The organism is Azospirillum endophyticum, assembly GCF_016595245.1.
GTDB classification, from domain to species: Bacteria; Pseudomonadota; Alphaproteobacteria; order Azospirillales; family Azospirillaceae; genus Azospirillum; species Azospirillum endophyticum.
On record NZ_JAENHM010000080.1, the window covers coordinates 20,368 to 36,063 of the forward strand.

The following is a 15,696-nucleotide window of genomic DNA, read 5'->3' on the forward strand; positions in this document are numbered from 1 at the left end:
CCGGCGATCGGGTACTCTGACGCATCGCTGTTCCGCCTGCCTTGAGCCACGCAATGACACCGTCCGCCGCTTCCGGTCCCAAGCGCTATACCATCGGTCCCGGCATCGTCATGATGCGGCAGGGCGAGCGCGCCGACCGGGCTTGGCTGATCGAATCCGGCGAGCTGGAGGTGCTGCTCACCGCCGCGGACGGCAGCGTCCGGCGGCTCAGCGTGGTCGGCAAGGGGGCGGTGGTCGGCGAGATGGCGCTGATCGACGACGGGGAGCGCAGCGCCACCGTGCGCGCGCTGACCGAGGTCGCTTGCGTCGAGGTAACGCGGGACGCCTTTCGCGGTCTGCTGAAGCGCAGCCCGCCGCTGGCCTCCTACCTGCTGCAGAGCCTGATCGCCGCCATCCGCCGCGACTATGGCCTGCCGCCGACCGAGCGGGTCGGCAACGCGGTGGATTTCCGCTCCACCAACTCGTTCCAGAAGGTGGTGGACCGCCGGATGATCCGCGAGGGGCATGTCTTCTTCAGCCCCAACGACCCGGTGAACGCCGCCTACCTGATCCAGTCCGGCCGGGTCGTGCTGCGCCACGGCCGTGGCACGCTGGGCGAGGACATCGCTACCGTCGGGCCGGGCAGCCTGTTCGGCGAGATCTACTTGCTGACCGGCCGGTTGCCGGACGTCACCGCCGTGGCGGTCGCCGGCGGCATCTGCGAGGTGATCGACAAGCGCAGCTTCGAGGAGGCGGTGGCGGCGATGCCTCCGATCCTGAAGTCGCTGACGCGGATCTACATCACGCAGGTGACGAAGAAAGCGCCATAGCGGCAATTTCGTCGAGCACCGCTTCATTGGGAGCTGCGGCGCTGGCGGGGAAGGCGGCGGCCGTCGCCCCGAAAAATCGGGATCAGGCAGCCCAGACCGGCGGCGTACCGATCACCGCACGGATGGCGCCGCTCACCACCCGGAATTTCGCGGAGGGTTGCGCCAGGGCGCGCAGCAGGTGGATGCCGGTATCCGACATGTTCCAGGACTCGGCTCCGGATTCGCTGTCGAGGGACAGGCGCAGGAGCGCGCCGTCCCGAACGTCGGCCCCCACGACCCAGTCCGGCAGGAAGGCAATGCCGATCCCGGAGAGGACCGCGCCCCGCATCGCCTCGAAATCATCGCAGCGGAAGACCACGCCGGCATCCTGCCGATGCCCCGCCGGATGGCCGAGGATGTCCGCCCAGCCGAGCAGATCGGCGCCATGCAGCTTGTCGATCAGCCGGTGGCCGGAGAGCGAGGCGCGGTTTGCCGGCGCCCCGTTGCGCGACAGGTAGTCCGGCGAAGCGACGAGAAGCCTTTTCTGTCCGGCGAGACGGGTGGCGATGAGCGTGCTGTCCGCCAGCTCTCCGATGCGGATCACCGCGTCGAGACGCTCGAGGACCGGGTCGGCCAGGCGTTCGGTCAGGTCGAGTTCGACCGTCAGCCGGGGATGGTCCCGCATCACCGCCTCCACCGCCGGAATCACGTAGCGCTTGCCGAAGGTGGGAAAGCAGGCCAGGCGGAAGACGCCGGTCACCGCCCCGTCGAAGGCGGCGATTTCCGCATGGGTGTCGGCCAGATCGTCCAGAAGCCGTTGCGCGCGTTCGAAGAGCCGCTCGCCGGCGTCGGTCATCGCCAGGGCGCGGGTCGACCGGACGAAGAGCGGCACGCCGACGCTGTGTTCCAGCGCGTCGATCTGGCGGGCGATGGCGGAGGGGGTGAGTCCGCGCCGCCGCGCCGCGTTGGAGAAGCTGCCGCCCCGGACCACGTCGACGAAGACTGTCAGGTGCTCCGCGAAGCGCGGATCGATCATCTTTGCGTTCCCGGCAAAAAGGTTTCGAGATCCGCCTGCATTCTCGCACCTGCGGGGGCTGGGTAAGCTCCATTCCACGAGCCGGGCGCTGGGGCCCGACCGGAGCGAAATGGAGAGTACAATGAAAGTTCTGGATCGCATCCTGTCGCAATCCGCCTATTCGGCCGAGATCGATGTGCCGCTGGATCGGGTGGACATCGAGGAATGGCTGTTTTCCCTGCCGGAGGCGGAATATCAGCGCTGCTGCGCGCCCGACCATATCGCCGCCGGCATCACCACGACCGACGACGGCCGCCGGATGTCGATCAATGTCGAGATGATCGGGACCGGGCTGGTGGTCCAGCATTACGTGGCCGAGGAAGCCGGCCCGGCCTATGTGCGGATGAATTCGATCTCGGACGTCTTCACGGCCAACGGCCGCACGCAGGTCAACGTCGTCTGGGAGTTGATGGCCGAAGCCATCGACAATGGCCGGACCCGCTACACGAACCGGGTGACCGCGCATCCGACGGATGCCTTCATGGAGTTTCTGGAGGCGCATCAGCTGTCCTACGAAGCCGCCGCCGCGGCCCGTCAAGCCGCCGGTGGCGACCACAACCGGCGCGAGACTCCCCTTTTCGCGGCCAGCATCGCGCGGCGTGCAAAGGCGCGGGCGCTGGAGGGCGTGAAGTGAAGGCCGCGGTCTTCCAGGATTTCGGCCGGGCGGATGTTCTCCGCCTCGCCGAAGTGCCGGCCCCCGAGATCCGGCCGACGGATCTGCTGGTGCGGGTGCGGGCCGCCGGCGTGAACCGGGCCGATCTTCTGCAGCGGCAGGGGGTCTATGGAACGGAGACTTACGGCGACAGCCCGCTTCTCGGTCTTGAACTGGCCGGCGAGGTCGTGGAGGTCGGCGGGGCGGTAACGGGGTTCCGCCGCGGCGACCGGGTGATGGCGATCACCGGCGGCGGCGCCTATGCGGAGGTCGCGCGCGTCGATCAGGCGCTGGCTGTCCATATGCCCGATCATCTCGGCTTCATCGAGGCGGCGGCGGTGATGGAATCCTTCGTCACCGCCTACGAGGTCGTCGGACATCTGGCGGGTCTCGGTGCCGGACAGACCATGCTCGTCCATGCCGCCGCGGGTGGCGTCGGCTCCGCCATGGTGCAGGTCGCCCGCGCCTTGGGGGGCCGTGTCCTGGCGACGGCCGGCGCCAGTCGCCTCGGCGATGTCCTCTCGCTGGGTGCCGAAGAGGTGGTCGACTACCGGTCGGGGGATTTCGAGGCGGAAGCCCGGCGGTTCACGGCAGGCCAGGGTCTCGACGCGGTGGTCGATTTCATCGGCGGCGATACGCTCGCCGCCAACCTGCGCAGCCTGCGGCCGGGCGGGATCCTGGTGCAGGTCGGGCTGATGGGAGGCGGAGGCGACGCGCCGATTCCTCTCGGCCTGCTTCTTCACAACCATCTACGGCTGGTGGGAACGGTGATGAAATCGCGGCAGCCGGATGAGAAGCGCGCGATGGTTCAGCGCTTTGCCGATCGCATGCTGCCGCTCGTCGCCTCCGGCACCCTGCGCGCCGTGGTTTCGCAGGTGTTTCCGCTGACGGACGTCGTGCAGGCGCACGAGGCGATGGAGCGCGGCGGCGGTTTCGGAAAGATCGTGCTCACAGTGCCTTGAGGTGGCCGTCAGAGGTGCACCTCTTCCAGTGTCGGCGTCTGCTGCCAGTCGATACCGGTCGCGATCGGTCAGGCTCGGTCGATCACGATCACCCGGAAGTCGTTGACGTTGGTCCGGGTCGGGCCGGTCACCACCAGATCGCCCAGCGCCTTGAAGAAGCTGTAGCCGTCGTTGTTGGCGAGGAAGGCTTTGGCGTCGAGGCCCATCGCCTCCGCCCGTTTCAGCGTGTCGGGACGCAGGATGGCGCCGGCATTGTCCTCGGTCCCGTCGATGCCATCGGTGTCGAAGGCGGCGGCCGAGATGCCGGGATGGCCGTCGAGCGCGACGGCGAGCGCCAGCAGGAATTCGACGTTGCGGCCGCCGCGGCCCTGGCCGCGCACCGTCACCGTGGTCTCGCCGCCGGACAGGATCACGGCGGGAACCGGGGCCGGCTGGCCGTGGCGGGCGGCCTGCCGGGCGATGCCGGCATGGACCTTGGCGACCTCGCGCGACTCGCCCTCGATGGCGTCGCCCAGGATGACCGGGGTATAGCCGCGGTCGCGGGCCAGTGCCGCCGCCGCTTCCAGCGCGTCCTGCGGGGTGGCGATGATGGTGGTGACGGCATTGGCAAGCCGGGGGTCGCCGGGCTTCGGCGTCTCGTCCTCGGCGGCCTCCAGGAAGGCGGCCACGGCCGGCGGCGGGGTGATGCCGTATTTCGCCAGGATGGCGCGGGCATCGGCGAAGCTGGTGGGATCGGGCACGGTCGGGCCGCTGGCGATCACCGACGGGTCGTCGCCCGGCACGTCGGAGACCAGCAGCGAGACGACGCGGGCCGGGTGGGCCATAGCGGCCAGCCGGCCGCCCTTCACCGCCGACAGGTGCTTGCGCACGCAGTTCATCTCGCCGATGTCGGCGCCGCTCTTCAGCAGGGCCTTGGCGACGGCGCGCTTGTCCTCCAGCGTGATGCCGGGGGCCGGCAGGGCCAGCAGGGCGGAGCCGCCGCCGGAGATCAGGCAGAGCACGAGGTCGTCGGCGGTCAGCCCCTGCACCATGTCGACGATGCGGCGTGCCGCTTCCTGCCCGGCGGCGTCGGGCACCGGGTGGCTGGCCTGCACCACCTCGATCCGCTCGGTCGGCAGATCATGGTCGTAGCGGGTGACGACGAGGCCGGTCAGCGGTCCCGGCCAGTGGTTCTCCACCGTCTTTGCCATGGCCGCCGCCGCCTTGCCGGCGCCGATGACCACCGTGCGGCCCTTCGGCGGCTGCGGCAGGGCCGCCGGCAGCCGGGTCTCGGCGGTCACCGCGGTGAGCGCCGCCTGGAACAGGTCGTGGAGCAGGGCATCGGCATTGGGGGCGGTGGTGGTCATGGTCGCTCGGGCGTCGTGGATGGCGGGGCGCTTAGAATGCACGGGAAAGCTGGGCAGGCCAATGGTTTGGGTGGGGAGGCATCGGCTTCGATTGCCCCCACCCTGACCCTCCCCTGCGAGAGCGCTACGGGATGCACAGATCTCGCGCTTGCAACAATGCATGCAGTCTGGCGTTGAGAAAAGCCCCTCTCCCCTCGCGGGAGAGGGGTTGGGGTGAGGGGGGCAAACTGAATTTCCCAGGCCTCTGGCCAGCCGCACCCCTCATCCCAACCCGCGGGTCGGGAAAACGCCGTTGGCGTTTGGCCGATCCCGCCCCGCAAGGGGAGAAGGGCCACTCGCTACCAGAGGATGTATTCCCTTCGCGGATGCGAGATCTGTGAATGCCGTAGCGCGAGAGCGGGGTAGGTTAGGTGGGGGCAATCGAAGCCGACACCTACACGAGGCAAGCCCTCACTTCGACCCGACTTCGTGCCCGGCCAGCAGTTCCAGCGCGCGGAGCATGCCGGAATGGTCCCAGGCGGCCCCGCCCTGCGCGGCGCAGGCGTTGAACAACTGCTGGCAGCTCGCGGTGTGCGGCAGCGACAGGTTCAGCGCCTTGGCGCCGCTCAGCGCCAGGTTCAGGTCCTTCTGGTGCAGCTCGATGCGGAAGCCGGGGGTGAAGTTGCGGTTGATCATCCGCTCGCCATGGACCTCCAGGATGCGCGAGGAGGCGAAGCCGCCCATCAGCGCCTGACGGACCTTGGCCGGATCGGCCCCGGCCTTGGAGGCGAACAGCAGGGCCTCGGCCACCGCCTCGATGGTCAGCGCGACGATGATCTGATTGGCGACCTTGGTGGTCTGGCCGTCGCCGTTGCCGCCGACCAGCGTGATGTTCTTGCCCATCTTCTCGAACAGCGGCTTGACCGTGTCGAAGGCTTCCTGCGGGCCGCCGACCATGATGGTCAGCGAGGCGGCCTTGGCACCGACCTCGCCGCCCGACACCGGTGCGTCGAGGTAGGAGCAGCCGAGATCGTTGATGCGCTTGGCGTATTCCTTGGTCTCGATGGGGGAGATCGAGGACATGTCGACCACGATCTTGCCCGCCGACAGGCCGGCGGCAACGCCGTTCTCGCTGAACAAGGCAGCGCCGACATGGGGGGTGTCCGGCACCATGGTGATGATGACCTCGGCCGCCGCCGCGACCTCCGCGCCGCTCGGGCAGGGGATGGCGCCCTTATCGGTCAGCTCGGCCGGGACCGGCTTGATGTCGTGGACGTAGAGGGTGTGACCGGCGTCCAGCAGGTGCCCCGCCATCGGGGTGCCCATGATGCCGAGACCGATGAATCCGACCTTCATGACTATGGTCCTTTCTCGCGTGATGTTGGGGACGCCTCAGGCGTGTGCCGGTTCGGTCCTGTAGGGGGCGAACCAGCCGAGCCCCTCGTCCGTCGTCGTCTTCGGCTTGTATTCGCAGCCGACCCAGCCGCTGTAGCCGATGGCGTCCAGATGCTTGAACAGGAAGGGATAATTGATCTCGCCGGTGCCCGGTTCGAAGCGGCCGGGGTTGTCGGCCAGCTGGACATGGGCGATGCGGGCAAGGTTGGCCTCAATCGTGCGGGCCAGATCGCCTTCCATGATCTGCATGTGGTAGATGTCGTACTGCACGTAGAGATTGTCGGAGCCGATCTTGGCGATCAGATCCAACGCCTGCTTGGTGCGGGTCAGGTAGAAGCCGGGGATGTCGCGGGTGTTGATCGGCTCGACCAGCAGCTTGATCCCGGCGCCGGCCAGCGCGTCGGCGGCATAGGCGAGGTTGCCGACCAGCGTGCTTTCCGTCGTTGCGGCGTCGGCCCCCTGCGGCAGGATGCCGACGAGGCAGTTGACCTGTTTGCAGCCCAGCGTGCCGGCATAGTCGATGGCGCGGGCGACACCGTCGCGGAATTCCTGCATGCGGTCGGGCAGGATGGCGATGCCTCGCTCGCCGCCGCCCCAGTTGCCGGCGGGCAGATTGTGCAGGACCTGGGTCAGCCCGTGCCGGCGCAGCTTCTCGGCCAGCGCGTCGGCGGCGAAATCATAGGGAAACAGATACTCGACCCCACGGAAGCCGGCATCGGCCGCCGCGGCGAATCGGTCGAGGAAGGGATGCTCGTTGTAGAGCATCGTCAGGTTGGCGGCGAATTGCACCATGACCGAACTCCGGTTGCGCGAATTGGCCGCCGGGATGGAGGGGCGGCCCTTGGGTTGGGAGCTTGACCGCCGCGCAGGTCCTTGAGCCAGTTCGCCGAACGGCTTTTTCACACAGCGGAAAGCGGGGTGCGCGAATGATCACGCCCCGACGGTCAAGGCGTTCGTGGCGGAACTAAGTTGACGCATACGTCACCCTGAACTAGGATTCGCGCCGTCAATCATCCGTCTGCCTAGCGCCGCCAGAAGCGCGGGTTCGATAACCGGAGGAAGCGCCTCGTGACCATGCCCGGCTCCCAGCCCTACCCGCATCTGCTGGCCCCGCTCGACCTCGGCTTCACGGTGCTGAAGAACCGGGTGCTGATGGGGTCGATGCACACCGGGCTGGAGGACCGGCGCCGTCATTTCCCGCGGCTGGCCGCCTATTTCGCCGAGCGGGCACGCGGCGGGGTCGGGCTGATGGTGACCGGCGGCTTCTCGCCGAACGTGGAGGGGTGGCTGTCGCCCTTCGGTTCCACCCTGGCGCGGCACGGCGCGGCGCGGGCGCATCGGGTCATCACCGAGGCGGTGCATGCCGAAGGCGGCAGGATCGCGCTGCAGATCCTGCATGCCGGGCGCTATGCCCACAGCCCGTTGTCGGTGGCGCCGTCGCGCATCAAGTCGCCGATCACCCCCTTCACCCCGCGCGCCCTGACCGCTCGGGGGGTGGAGCGCCAGATCCGCGCCTATGTCCGCTGCGCCGAGCTGGCGCGCGAGGCCGGCTATGATGGGGTGGAGGTGATGGGGTCGGAAGGCTACCTGATCAACCAGTTCCTGGTCACCCATACCAACCAGCGCACCGACAAATGGGGCGGGCCTTACGAGAACCGCATGCGCTTCCCGGTGGAGATCGTGTCGCGCATGCGCGAGGCGGTCGGGCGCGACTTCATCATCATCTACCGCCTGTCGATGCTGGACCTGATCCCCGACGGCAGCACATGGGAAGAGGTGGTGCAACTCGCCCAGGCCATCGAGCGGGCGGGGGCCACCATCATCAACACCGGCATCGGCTGGCACGAGGCGCGGGTGCCGACCATCGCCACCAGCGTGCCGCGCGCCAACTTCGCCTGGGTGACGGGCAAGCTGAAGCAGGCGGTGTCGATCCCGCTCTGCACCACCAACCGCATCAACACGCCCGAGGTCGGCGATGCGGTGATCGGCGAGGGGCTGGCCGACATGGTGTCGATGGCGCGGCCCTTCCTGGCCGATCCCGACTTCGTCGCCAAGGCGGCGGCGGGCAGGGCGGCGGCGATCAACACCTGCATCGCCTGCAACCAAGCCTGTCTGGACCACATCTTCTCCGGCAAGACGGCCAGCTGTCTGGTCAACCCGCGCGCCTGCCACGAGACGGAGCTGGTGATCGCGCCTGCCGCCACGCGCAAGCGGGTCGCCGTGGTCGGCGCCGGGCCGGCCGGACTCGCCTGCGCCACCACGGCGGCGGAGCGCGGGCATGAGGTGCATCTGTTCGACGCGGCCGACGAAATCGGCGGCCAGTTCAACATGGCCAAGCTGGTCCCCGGCAAGGAAGAGTTCCACGAGACGCTGCGCTATTTCCGTCACCGGCTGGCGGAGACCGGCGTGGTGCTGCATCTGGGGCGGCGGGTGACGGCCGATGAGCTGACCGGCGCCGGGTACGACGCGGTGGTGCTGGCGACCGGGGTGGTGCCGCGCGACCCGAAGATCCCCGGTCAGGACCACCCGAAAGTGCTGACCTATGTCGACGTCCTGCGCGGCGCCAAGCCGGCCGGCCGTCGCGTCGCGGTGGTGGGCGCGGGCGGCATCGGCTTCGACGTCAGCGAATTCCTCACCCAGGAGGCGCCGTCGCCCAGCCAGGATCCGGCACTGTGGCGGGCCGAATGGGGGGTTGCCGACCCGGCCGAGGCGCGCGGCGGCGTCGCCGGCATCCGCCCGCACCTGACGCCGCCGGCCCGCGAGATCGTGCTGCTCCAGCGCAAGGCGAGCAAGCCCGGCGCGGGGCTGGGCAAGACCACCGGCTGGATCCACCGGGCGCAGCTGAAGATGAAGAACATCCAGGCGCTGTCCGGCGTGAATTACGAGCGCATCGACGACGAGGGGCTGACCATCAGTTTCGGCGAGAAGCGCGAACGGGTGCAGACGCTGGCGGTGGACAGCATCGTGCTATGCACGGGGCAGGAGCCGCTGCGCGAACTGCACGCCCCGCTGGAGGCCGCCGGCATCGCCGTCCACCTGATCGGCGGCGCCGACGTCGCGGCGGAGCTGGACGCCAAGCGCGCCATCGCCCAGGGGACGAGACTGGCGGCGGGACTTTAAGGGCAGCCCCCGCCCCCCACACCCATGACGGGAGTAGGAGCGCCTTTGTCACACCCGGATCCGAACGGGGGATGAGCGAAATTGCTTGCCGCGCTAGCTGATATATTAGTATTCTTGGGCATTCGCTTCTGAGGAGGCTGGACGCCATGCCATCGGGCAACCCGCCGGCCAAAACCGGTTCCATCGCGGCTCCCCCGCCATCGACGCCTCCGGCAGTGCCGGTCAAGGCGGCGCCGCTCCTGGTCCGCCCACCGGCGCGCCGGGACATGCGGCGCGGTCCGACCGCCGCCGACGCGATCCACCGCGACCTGCGGGCGGAGATCGTGTCGCTGAAACGCAAGCCGGGCGAACCCATCGCCGAAAAGCAGATCGCCGAGGCCTATGGCGTCAGCCGCACGCCGGTGCGCGAGGCGGTGCTGCGGCTGGCCGACGAGGGGCTGATCGAGATCTTCCCGCAGTCCGGCACCTTCGTCGCCCGCATCCCGCTGGGCGCCCTGCCGGAGGCCGGCGTCATCCGCAAGGTGCTGGAACGGGCGACCGTGCGCTTCGCCGCCGAGCGGGCCAGCCGCAGCCAGATCGCCGCCTTGCACGCCTGCCTGGAGCATCAGCGCGAGGTCGATGCGGAGGGCGACGCCGACGGCTTCCATCAGGCCGACGAGGCCTTCCACGCCCAGATCACCGAGATGGCGGGCTATCCCGGCTTCTGGGGCATCATCCAGCAGGCCAAGGTCCAGCTTGACCGCTGCCGCCGCCTGACCCTGCCGGTCCCCGGCCGCATGCGCACGGTCATCGCCGAGCATGAGGCCATCGTCGAGGCCATCGCCGGCCACGACCCCGACCAAGCCGAACGGAGCCTGGTGCGCCATCTGGACAATCTGCAGATCACCGTGGACGACGTGCGCAACGCCGCCCCGCTCTATTTCTCCGGCAGCCTGACCGACGGGATGACCGATGGGCCGGCCGCCTTGAACGGAGCCTCCTGATGCACACTGCCCGCCGCCGCGTCGGCGTCGTCGGCCTCGGCATGGCGTCGGCGCCGCATGCCCAGAGCCTGATCGATCTGGCCGGCCGGGTGGAGGTGGCGGGCTGCTTCAGCCCGTCGGCCGCCCGCCGCGCCGCCTTCGCCGCCCGCCACGGCCTGCCGGTGGTCGACCGGCTGGAGGCCCTGCTGGAGGATCCGGCGCTGTCCGCCGTCCTGCTGCTGACCCCGCCCGACACCCATGCGGACTTGGTGGCGCGCTGTGCCGCCGCCGGCAAGCATGTGCTGCTGGAAAAGCCGCTGGACGCGACGCCCGAGGGCGCGCGGGCGGTGGTCTCCGCGATGGAGGCGGCCGGGCTGACGCTGGGCGTCATGCTGCAACACCGCTTCCGCGCCTCGGTCGAGCGGCTGGCGGCACTGATGCGGGACGGTGCGCTGGGCCGGCCGCTGACGGCGGCGGTTTCCGTGCGCTGGTGGCGCGACGCCGCCTATTACGCCCAGCCCGGCCGCGGGATGAAGGTGCGCGACGGCGGCGGCGTGCTGCTGACCCAGGCGATCCACACGCTGGACGCCTTCGTCGGTCTGGTCGGCCTGCCGGACCGCGTCGCGGGCTTCGCCGCCACCAGCGTCCTGCGCAGCATGGACACGGAGGACATGGTCGCCGCCGCCCTGCGTTACGGCAACGGGATGCTGGCGACGGTCGACGCCACCACCGCCGCCTATCCCGGCTATCCGGAGCGGATCGAGATCGCCGGCACCGGCGGCTCCGCCGTCCTGGCCGGCGACCGGCTGGAGGTGCAGCTGGTCGCGGGCGAGCGCATCGTCATGGGCCAGGACGGCGCCACGCTGGGCGGCGGGGCCGATCCGATGGCCTTTTCCCACCAGCATCACCGCGCCGTGCTCTCCGACTTCCTCGACGCGCTCGACGAAGGGCGCCGGCCGCGGGTGGATGGGCGCGAGGCGTTGAAGGTCCATCGGCTGATCGAGGCCATGCTGGAAGCGTCGGGCAGCGGCAAAACCGTGGAGGTCGGCACGCCCTGACAGATTCTTGCAATTCCGAAGGCCGGAAGCGCGACCTTGCGGAATCCACCACTTTGGCGTAAAGCGCCAGGACCAGGCCGGGCCCCTCTGGCAACCGTCACCGGTTGCGATGTCGGACTGGGAACATGAAGGAGCGGCCCGCGCCTCGTGCCCCTGACCGGGGTTTTCCCGTCCGACGCCTTCGGCACGGCCCGACCGGTCAAGCAGACTCCGCGCGGTCTCTCCTCCGACACTCAATCGTGATGCGAGGACCTGCGTCCAAATGACGGAACTATTCACCACCGAGGCGCTCATCGCGCTGCTCCAGGTCATCATGATCGATCTGGTGCTGGCCGGCGACAACGCCATCGTCATCGGTCTGGCCGCCGCCGGTCTGCCGAAGGAGCAGCGCGGCAAGGCGATCCTGATCGGCATCCTGGCCGCCACCGTGCTGCGCATCGCCTTCGCCGCCGTCACCACCCAGCTTCTCCAGATCATCGGGCTGCTGCTGGCCGGCGGCGTGCTGCTGCTGTGGGTGTGCTGGAAGATGTGGCGCGAGCTGCGCGAGTCCCACGAGGAGGACGAGGCGGTCGAGGCGCTGGAGGGCGATGGCGCCGAAGCGGCCGGCCCACGCAAGACGCTGGGGCAGGCGGTCTGGCAGATCGTGGTCGCCGACGTATCGATGTCGCTCGACAACGTGCTGGCGGTGGCGGGCGCGGCGCGCGAGCATCTGGGGGTACTGGTCATCGGACTGACCCTGTCCATCGCCCTGATGGGCCTCGCCGCCAGCTTCATCGCCCGCATCCTGCACAAGCACCGCTGGCTGGCCTATGTCGGCCTCGCCATCATCCTCTATGTCGCCCTGCACATGATCTATCGCGGCGTCCTGGAGGTGTGGCCGCTGGTGAACGGCCACGCCTGACCGGCCGGATGGGGGAGGGCTGCGGCGAGCGCTGGGGCTGAATGTCGCACCCACCCCCCTGCGGCGATGCGTGAACTGGCTGAAACCCGCCCCCGCGGTCACTTTGTCCCTCTCCCCGCCGATCCTGATCAGTTTAAACTCCGAACGGTAGTTGCCGCTTTGAACTTTCAGGGTTGCGCGCAGATTGATATACTAATATCCTAAGTAACGTGAACGGGGGGGCGGCGCCAAGCAAGCGGGGGCTGAACGAGGATGGGGTCGAGGGCGTAGCCGGTGTCGGCCGCGCAGAATGGACGGTTGCGCGCAGCGTCATCGCAGCGCTGCGAAAGCCGGCCGCCATGACATCGCATTCTCCGTGCTTCGCCTGCCACCGGTCCACGGGTTCGTCCAGTCACATGCAGGCGGCCGGTCGTCCGCCCGGTGTGGCCGCCAAGTACGCCTGCCAGAGTACGCCTGCCAGGTAACCCTGAAAACACCAGAACAAGAGAGGCCGGACCCCATCGGGCTCCGGCCCCGCTCTCAGGAGGAGAACCTATGAAGTTTTCGCTGACGTCGGTCCGCACCGCGCTGCTGGCCGCTTGTGCCGTCTGCGGCATCCTGGCCGCCCCCATCCTGTCGGCCCCGGCCGATGCGCGCGACTTCCGGTCCGCCGACATCCACCCGACCGACTATCCGACCGTCGAGGCGGTGCGCTATGTCGGCAAGCTGGTGGCGGAGCGCAGCAACGGCAAGCTCGGCATCAAGGTGTTCCCGAACGGCGCGCTCGGCACCGAGAAGGACACCATCGAGCAGCTGAAGATCGGCGCGCTCGAGATGATGCGCATCAACGTGGCGCCGCTGAACAACGTGGTGCCGGAGACGATGGTCACCGCGCTGCCCTTCATCTTCCGCGACACCGGCCACATGCGCCGCGTCCTGGACGGCCCGATCGGCGACGAGATCCTGGCGGCGATGGAAAGCCAGGGCATGATCGGCCTGGCCTTCTACGACAGCGGCTCGCGCAGCATGTATTCGGCCGCCAAGCCCTACAAGACGCTGGCCGACATGAAGGGCGCCAAGATCCGCGTCCAGCAGTCCGACCTGTTCGTCGCCATGATCCAGGCCCTGGGCGCCAACGCCACGCCGATGCCCTTCGGCGAGGTCTACACCGCGCTGAAGACCGGCATCGTCGACGCCGCCGAGAACAACTACCCGTCCTACGAATCCTCGCGCCACTTCGAGGCGGCCAAGTACTTCACGCTGACCGAACACGCGATGGCGCCGGAAGTGCTGGTCTTCTCCAAGGTCGCCTGGGACCGCCTGTCGAAGGACGATCAGGCGACGATCCGCAAGGCCGCCAAGGACTCCGTGCCCTACATGCGCAAGCTGTGGGACGAGCGCGAGCTGAAGTCCAAGGAGATCGTGACCCAGGCCGGCGCCCAGATCGTCGAGGTTCCGAACAAGCAGGAATTCATCGATGCGATGAAGCCGGTCTACACCCAGTTCGCGAACACGCCGAAGCTGCAGAGCCTCGTCCAGCGCGTCCAGGAAACCAAGTGACGACTTTTCGGTAACGCCAAGCAGGGGTGGCTTGCGGTTCGTCCCGGGTGGGACGGGCCGCGCCGCTCGAGGGGAGCCGCAGCATGGATATCGAGCTGCAAGCAATGGACGTCAGCCCGCCGCATGCGGCCGGCTGGTTGACCCGCATGAACGCGGTGCTGGCCAAGACCGGCATGTATGTCGCCATCATCGGCCTGATGATGATCGTCTGCGTCGTCTTTTATCAGGTCTTCGGCCGCTACGTGCTGAACAACTCGCCGACCTGGGCGGAAAGCCTGGCGATCGTGCTGGTGCTGTACGTCACGCTGATCGGCGCCGCCGTCGGTGTCCGCGACGCCGGCCATATCGGGCTGGAATCCCTGCTGGTGATGCTGTCGGACAGCGCGCGCCGCAAGATGGACGTCCTGATCTACGGCCTGGTCGGCATCTTCGGCGCCTGCATGGCCTACAACGGCTGGGTGCTCGGCAGCTCGGTCGCCTCCTACACGATCCCGAACCTCCACGTCTCCGAAGCGGTCCGCTACGTGCCGCTGGTGCTGTCGGGGGTGCTGATCGTTCTCTTCTCCATCGAGCATATCGTCGCCATCCTGCGCGGCGAGGAGGTCAAGCCGTCATGGAACTGACCATCCTGTCCATCACCTTCTTCGGCTTCCTCATCCTCGGCATTCCGGTCGCCTTCGCCATCGGCCTGTCGGCGCTTTGCACCATCCTCTATGAAGGCCTGCCCGTCGCGGTGGTCTTCCAGCAGATGATGTCGGGGATGAACGTCTTCTCGTTCCTCGCCATTCCCTTCTTCGTCTTCTCCGGCGAGCTGATGCTGCATGGCGGCGTCGCCGACAAGATCGTCACCGCCGCCAAGAGCATGGTCGGCCATATCCGCGGCGGGCTGGGCATGTCCAACGTCGTGGCCTGCACGCTGTTCGGCGGCGTCGCCGGATCGCCGGTCGCCGACGTGTCGGCGATGGGCGCGGTGATGATCCCGATGATGAAGCGGGAAGGCTATCATGCCGACTACGCGGTCAACGTGACCACCCACGCCGCGCTGGTCGGCGCGCTGATGCCGACCAGCCACAACATGATCATCTATGCGCTGGCCGCCGGCGGAAAGGCGTCCATCGGCGCGCTGATCGCCGCCGGCCTGATGCCGGCGCTGCTGCTGATGGTCTGCAACCTGGGCGCCGCCTACTACGTCGCGGTGAAGCGCGGCTATCCCAAGGGGACCTTCCCCGGCTGGGACATCCTGGCGCATTCCTTCGCCGCCGCGGCGCCGGGCCTGCTGATCGTCGTCATCATCCTGGCCGGCATCACCACCGGCGTGTTCACCGCGACCGAGTCGGCGTCGGTGGCCGTGATCTACGCGCTGCTGCTGACCACCTTCGTCTATCGCACGCTGAGCTGGGAGAAGTTCCTGGCCGCCGCCGCCAAGACGGTGAAGACCACCGGCGTGGTGCTGCTGCTGATCGGCGTGTCGACCATGTTCCAGTACCTCATGGGTCTCTATGAGGTGGCGGACATGACCGGCGAGCTGCTGGCCGGCGTGTCGACCAACCCGCTGATGATCTTCCTGCTGATCAACATCATCCTGTTCCTGCTGGGCACCTTCATGGACATGGCCAGCACGATCCTGATCTGCACGCCGATCTTCCTGCCGATCGCCATGCAGTACGGCATGGACCCGGTGCAGTTCGGCATCGTCATGCTGATCAACTGCGCGCTCGGCCTCAATACCCCGCCGGTCGGCACCACCCAGTTCATCGGCTGCGCCATCGGCGGCGTGTCGGTGGGCGAGGTGATGCGCTCCATCACGCCTTTCTACGGGGCGCTGTTCGTGGCGTTGCTGCTGGTCACCTATGTCCCGGCCTTCTCGCTGTGGCTGCCGCGCATGCTGATGCATTGAATAAGCGCTGAGAAACGGGGCC

General features: G+C 68.4%; 14 protein-coding genes. 10 read left to right on the forward strand and 4 right to left on the reverse strand.

Translation table 11 applies throughout. The features are described from left to right. Positions 1-53 precede the first annotated feature (53 nt). A complete protein-coding gene (locus JHL17_RS32510; RefSeq protein ID WP_200198805.1) occupies positions 54-809 on the forward strand; it encodes a cyclic nucleotide-binding domain-containing protein in 756 nt (251 codons plus the stop codon). An 82-nt stretch (positions 810-891) separates the two neighbouring features. On the opposite strand, the gene JHL17_RS32515 is transcribed toward JHL17_RS32510, so the two are convergent. Beyond that, positions 892-1,824, reverse strand: coding sequence for a LysR family transcriptional regulator (locus JHL17_RS32515; protein ID WP_200198806.1), 933 nt, complete (start codon positions 1,822-1,824; stop codon positions 892-894). A gap of 121 nt (positions 1,825-1,945) precedes the next feature. Here JHL17_RS32515 and JHL17_RS32520 point away from each other — a divergent pair, with 121 nt between their 5' ends. Together JHL17_RS32520 and JHL17_RS32525 are read left to right on the forward strand one after the other, a co-directional pair. After that, complete coding sequence (locus tag JHL17_RS32520; RefSeq protein WP_200198807.1) at positions 1,946-2,497, forward strand: hypothetical protein; 552 nt, start codon at positions 1,946-1,948, stop codon at positions 2,495-2,497. After that, positions 2,494-3,477 carry a zinc-binding dehydrogenase gene (locus JHL17_RS32525; RefSeq protein ID WP_200198808.1) on the forward strand — a complete coding sequence of 328 codons (984 nt, stop codon included), beginning with the start codon at positions 2,494-2,496 and terminating at the stop codon, positions 3,475-3,477. Before JHL17_RS32520 ends, JHL17_RS32525 begins: the two co-directional genes overlap by 4 nt. Before the next feature lie 68 nt (positions 3,478-3,545). Here the strand turns inward: JHL17_RS32525 and JHL17_RS32530 are convergent, their stop codons facing one another. The 3 genes from JHL17_RS32530 to hyi all read right to left on the reverse strand — a co-directional run bounded on the left by JHL17_RS32530 (position 3,546) and on the right by hyi (position 6,989). Further along, a complete protein-coding gene (locus tag JHL17_RS32530; protein ID WP_200198809.1) occupies positions 3,546-4,823 on the reverse strand; it encodes a glycerate kinase type-2 family protein in 1,278 nt (425 codons plus the stop codon). Between the two features lie 450 nt (positions 4,824-5,273). Further along, positions 5,274-6,158 (reverse strand): 2-hydroxy-3-oxopropionate reductase, encoded by an 885-nt coding sequence (gene glxR, locus JHL17_RS32535; protein ID WP_200198810.1) that lies wholly within the window; start codon positions 6,156-6,158, stop codon positions 5,274-5,276. Between the two features lie 36 nt (positions 6,159-6,194). Then, on the reverse strand, positions 6,195-6,989 hold the full coding sequence (gene hyi, locus JHL17_RS32540; protein ID WP_200198811.1) for a hydroxypyruvate isomerase: 795 nt from the start codon (positions 6,987-6,989) through the stop codon (positions 6,195-6,197). 282 nt (positions 6,990-7,271) lie between these two features. Between hyi and JHL17_RS32545 the strand changes: the two genes are divergently transcribed. The 7 genes from JHL17_RS32545 to JHL17_RS32575 all read left to right on the forward strand — a co-directional run bounded on the left by JHL17_RS32545 (position 7,272) and on the right by JHL17_RS32575 (position 15,674). Next, positions 7,272-9,317, forward strand: coding sequence for an NADPH-dependent 2,4-dienoyl-CoA reductase (locus JHL17_RS32545; RefSeq protein ID WP_200198826.1), 2,046 nt, complete (start codon positions 7,272-7,274; stop codon positions 9,315-9,317). 146 nt (positions 9,318-9,463) lie between these two features. Next, positions 9,464-10,300 (forward strand): GntR family transcriptional regulator, encoded by an 837-nt coding sequence (locus JHL17_RS32550; protein ID WP_200198812.1) that lies wholly within the window; start codon positions 9,464-9,466, stop codon positions 10,298-10,300. Then, positions 10,300-11,337 (forward strand): Gfo/Idh/MocA family protein, encoded by a 1,038-nt coding sequence (locus JHL17_RS32555; protein WP_200198813.1) that lies wholly within the window; start codon positions 10,300-10,302, stop codon positions 11,335-11,337. The genes JHL17_RS32550 and JHL17_RS32555 overlap by 1 nt, the downstream gene beginning before the upstream one ends. A 262-nt stretch (positions 11,338-11,599) precedes the next feature. Then, on the forward strand, positions 11,600-12,238 hold the full coding sequence (locus tag JHL17_RS32560) for a TerC family protein (protein ID WP_200198814.1): 639 nt from the start codon (positions 11,600-11,602) through the stop codon (positions 12,236-12,238). A gap of 534 nt (positions 12,239-12,772) precedes the next feature. Next, the gene (locus JHL17_RS32565) at positions 12,773-13,777 is read left to right on the forward strand and encodes a TRAP transporter substrate-binding protein (RefSeq protein WP_200198815.1); all 1,005 of its coding nucleotides are present in this window, start codon (positions 12,773-12,775) and stop codon (positions 13,775-13,777) included. A gap of 83 nt (positions 13,778-13,860) precedes the next feature. Further along, the gene (locus JHL17_RS32570; protein WP_200198816.1) at positions 13,861-14,400 is read left to right on the forward strand and encodes a TRAP transporter small permease; all 540 of its coding nucleotides are present in this window, start codon (positions 13,861-13,863) and stop codon (positions 14,398-14,400) included. After that, positions 14,391-15,674 carry a TRAP transporter large permease gene (locus JHL17_RS32575; protein WP_109096368.1) on the forward strand — a complete coding sequence of 428 codons (1,284 nt, stop codon included), beginning with the start codon at positions 14,391-14,393 and terminating at the stop codon, positions 15,672-15,674. The genes JHL17_RS32570 and JHL17_RS32575 overlap by 10 nt, the downstream gene beginning before the upstream one ends. The last annotated feature ends 22 nt before the right edge of the window (positions 15,675-15,696 follow it).

Excerpts from the sequence above, each read along its gene's own strand:
- JHL17_RS32510 (WP_200198805.1), top strand. The coding sequence starts at position 54 with ATGACACCGTCCGCCGCTTCCGGTCCCAAGCGCTATACCATCGGTCCC.
- JHL17_RS32515 (WP_200198806.1), bottom strand. The coding sequence starts at position 1,824 with ATGATCGATCCGCGCTTCGCGGAGCACCTGACAGTCTTCGTCGACGTG.
- JHL17_RS32520 (WP_200198807.1), top strand. The coding sequence starts at position 1,946 with ATGAAAGTTCTGGATCGCATCCTGTCGCAATCCGCCTATTCGGCCGAG.
- JHL17_RS32530 (WP_200198809.1), bottom strand. The coding sequence starts at position 4,823 with ATGACCACCACCGCCCCCAATGCCGATGCCCTGCTCCACGACCTGTTC.
- glxR (WP_200198810.1), bottom strand. The coding sequence starts at position 6,158 with ATGAAGGTCGGATTCATCGGTCTCGGCATCATGGGCACCCCGATGGCG.
- hyi (WP_200198811.1), bottom strand. The coding sequence starts at position 6,989 with ATGGTGCAATTCGCCGCCAACCTGACGATGCTCTACAACGAGCATCCC.
- JHL17_RS32545 (WP_200198826.1), top strand. The coding sequence starts at position 7,272 with ATGCCCGGCTCCCAGCCCTACCCGCATCTGCTGGCCCCGCTCGACCTC.
- JHL17_RS32550 (WP_200198812.1), top strand. The coding sequence starts at position 9,464 with ATGCCATCGGGCAACCCGCCGGCCAAAACCGGTTCCATCGCGGCTCCC.
- JHL17_RS32555 (WP_200198813.1), top strand. The coding sequence starts at position 10,300 with ATGCACACTGCCCGCCGCCGCGTCGGCGTCGTCGGCCTCGGCATGGCG.
- JHL17_RS32560 (WP_200198814.1), top strand. The coding sequence starts at position 11,600 with ATGACGGAACTATTCACCACCGAGGCGCTCATCGCGCTGCTCCAGGTC.
- JHL17_RS32565 (WP_200198815.1), top strand. The coding sequence starts at position 12,773 with ATGAAGTTTTCGCTGACGTCGGTCCGCACCGCGCTGCTGGCCGCTTGT.
- JHL17_RS32570 (WP_200198816.1), top strand. The coding sequence starts at position 13,861 with ATGGATATCGAGCTGCAAGCAATGGACGTCAGCCCGCCGCATGCGGCC.
- JHL17_RS32575 (WP_109096368.1), top strand. The coding sequence starts at position 14,391 with ATGGAACTGACCATCCTGTCCATCACCTTCTTCGGCTTCCTCATCCTC.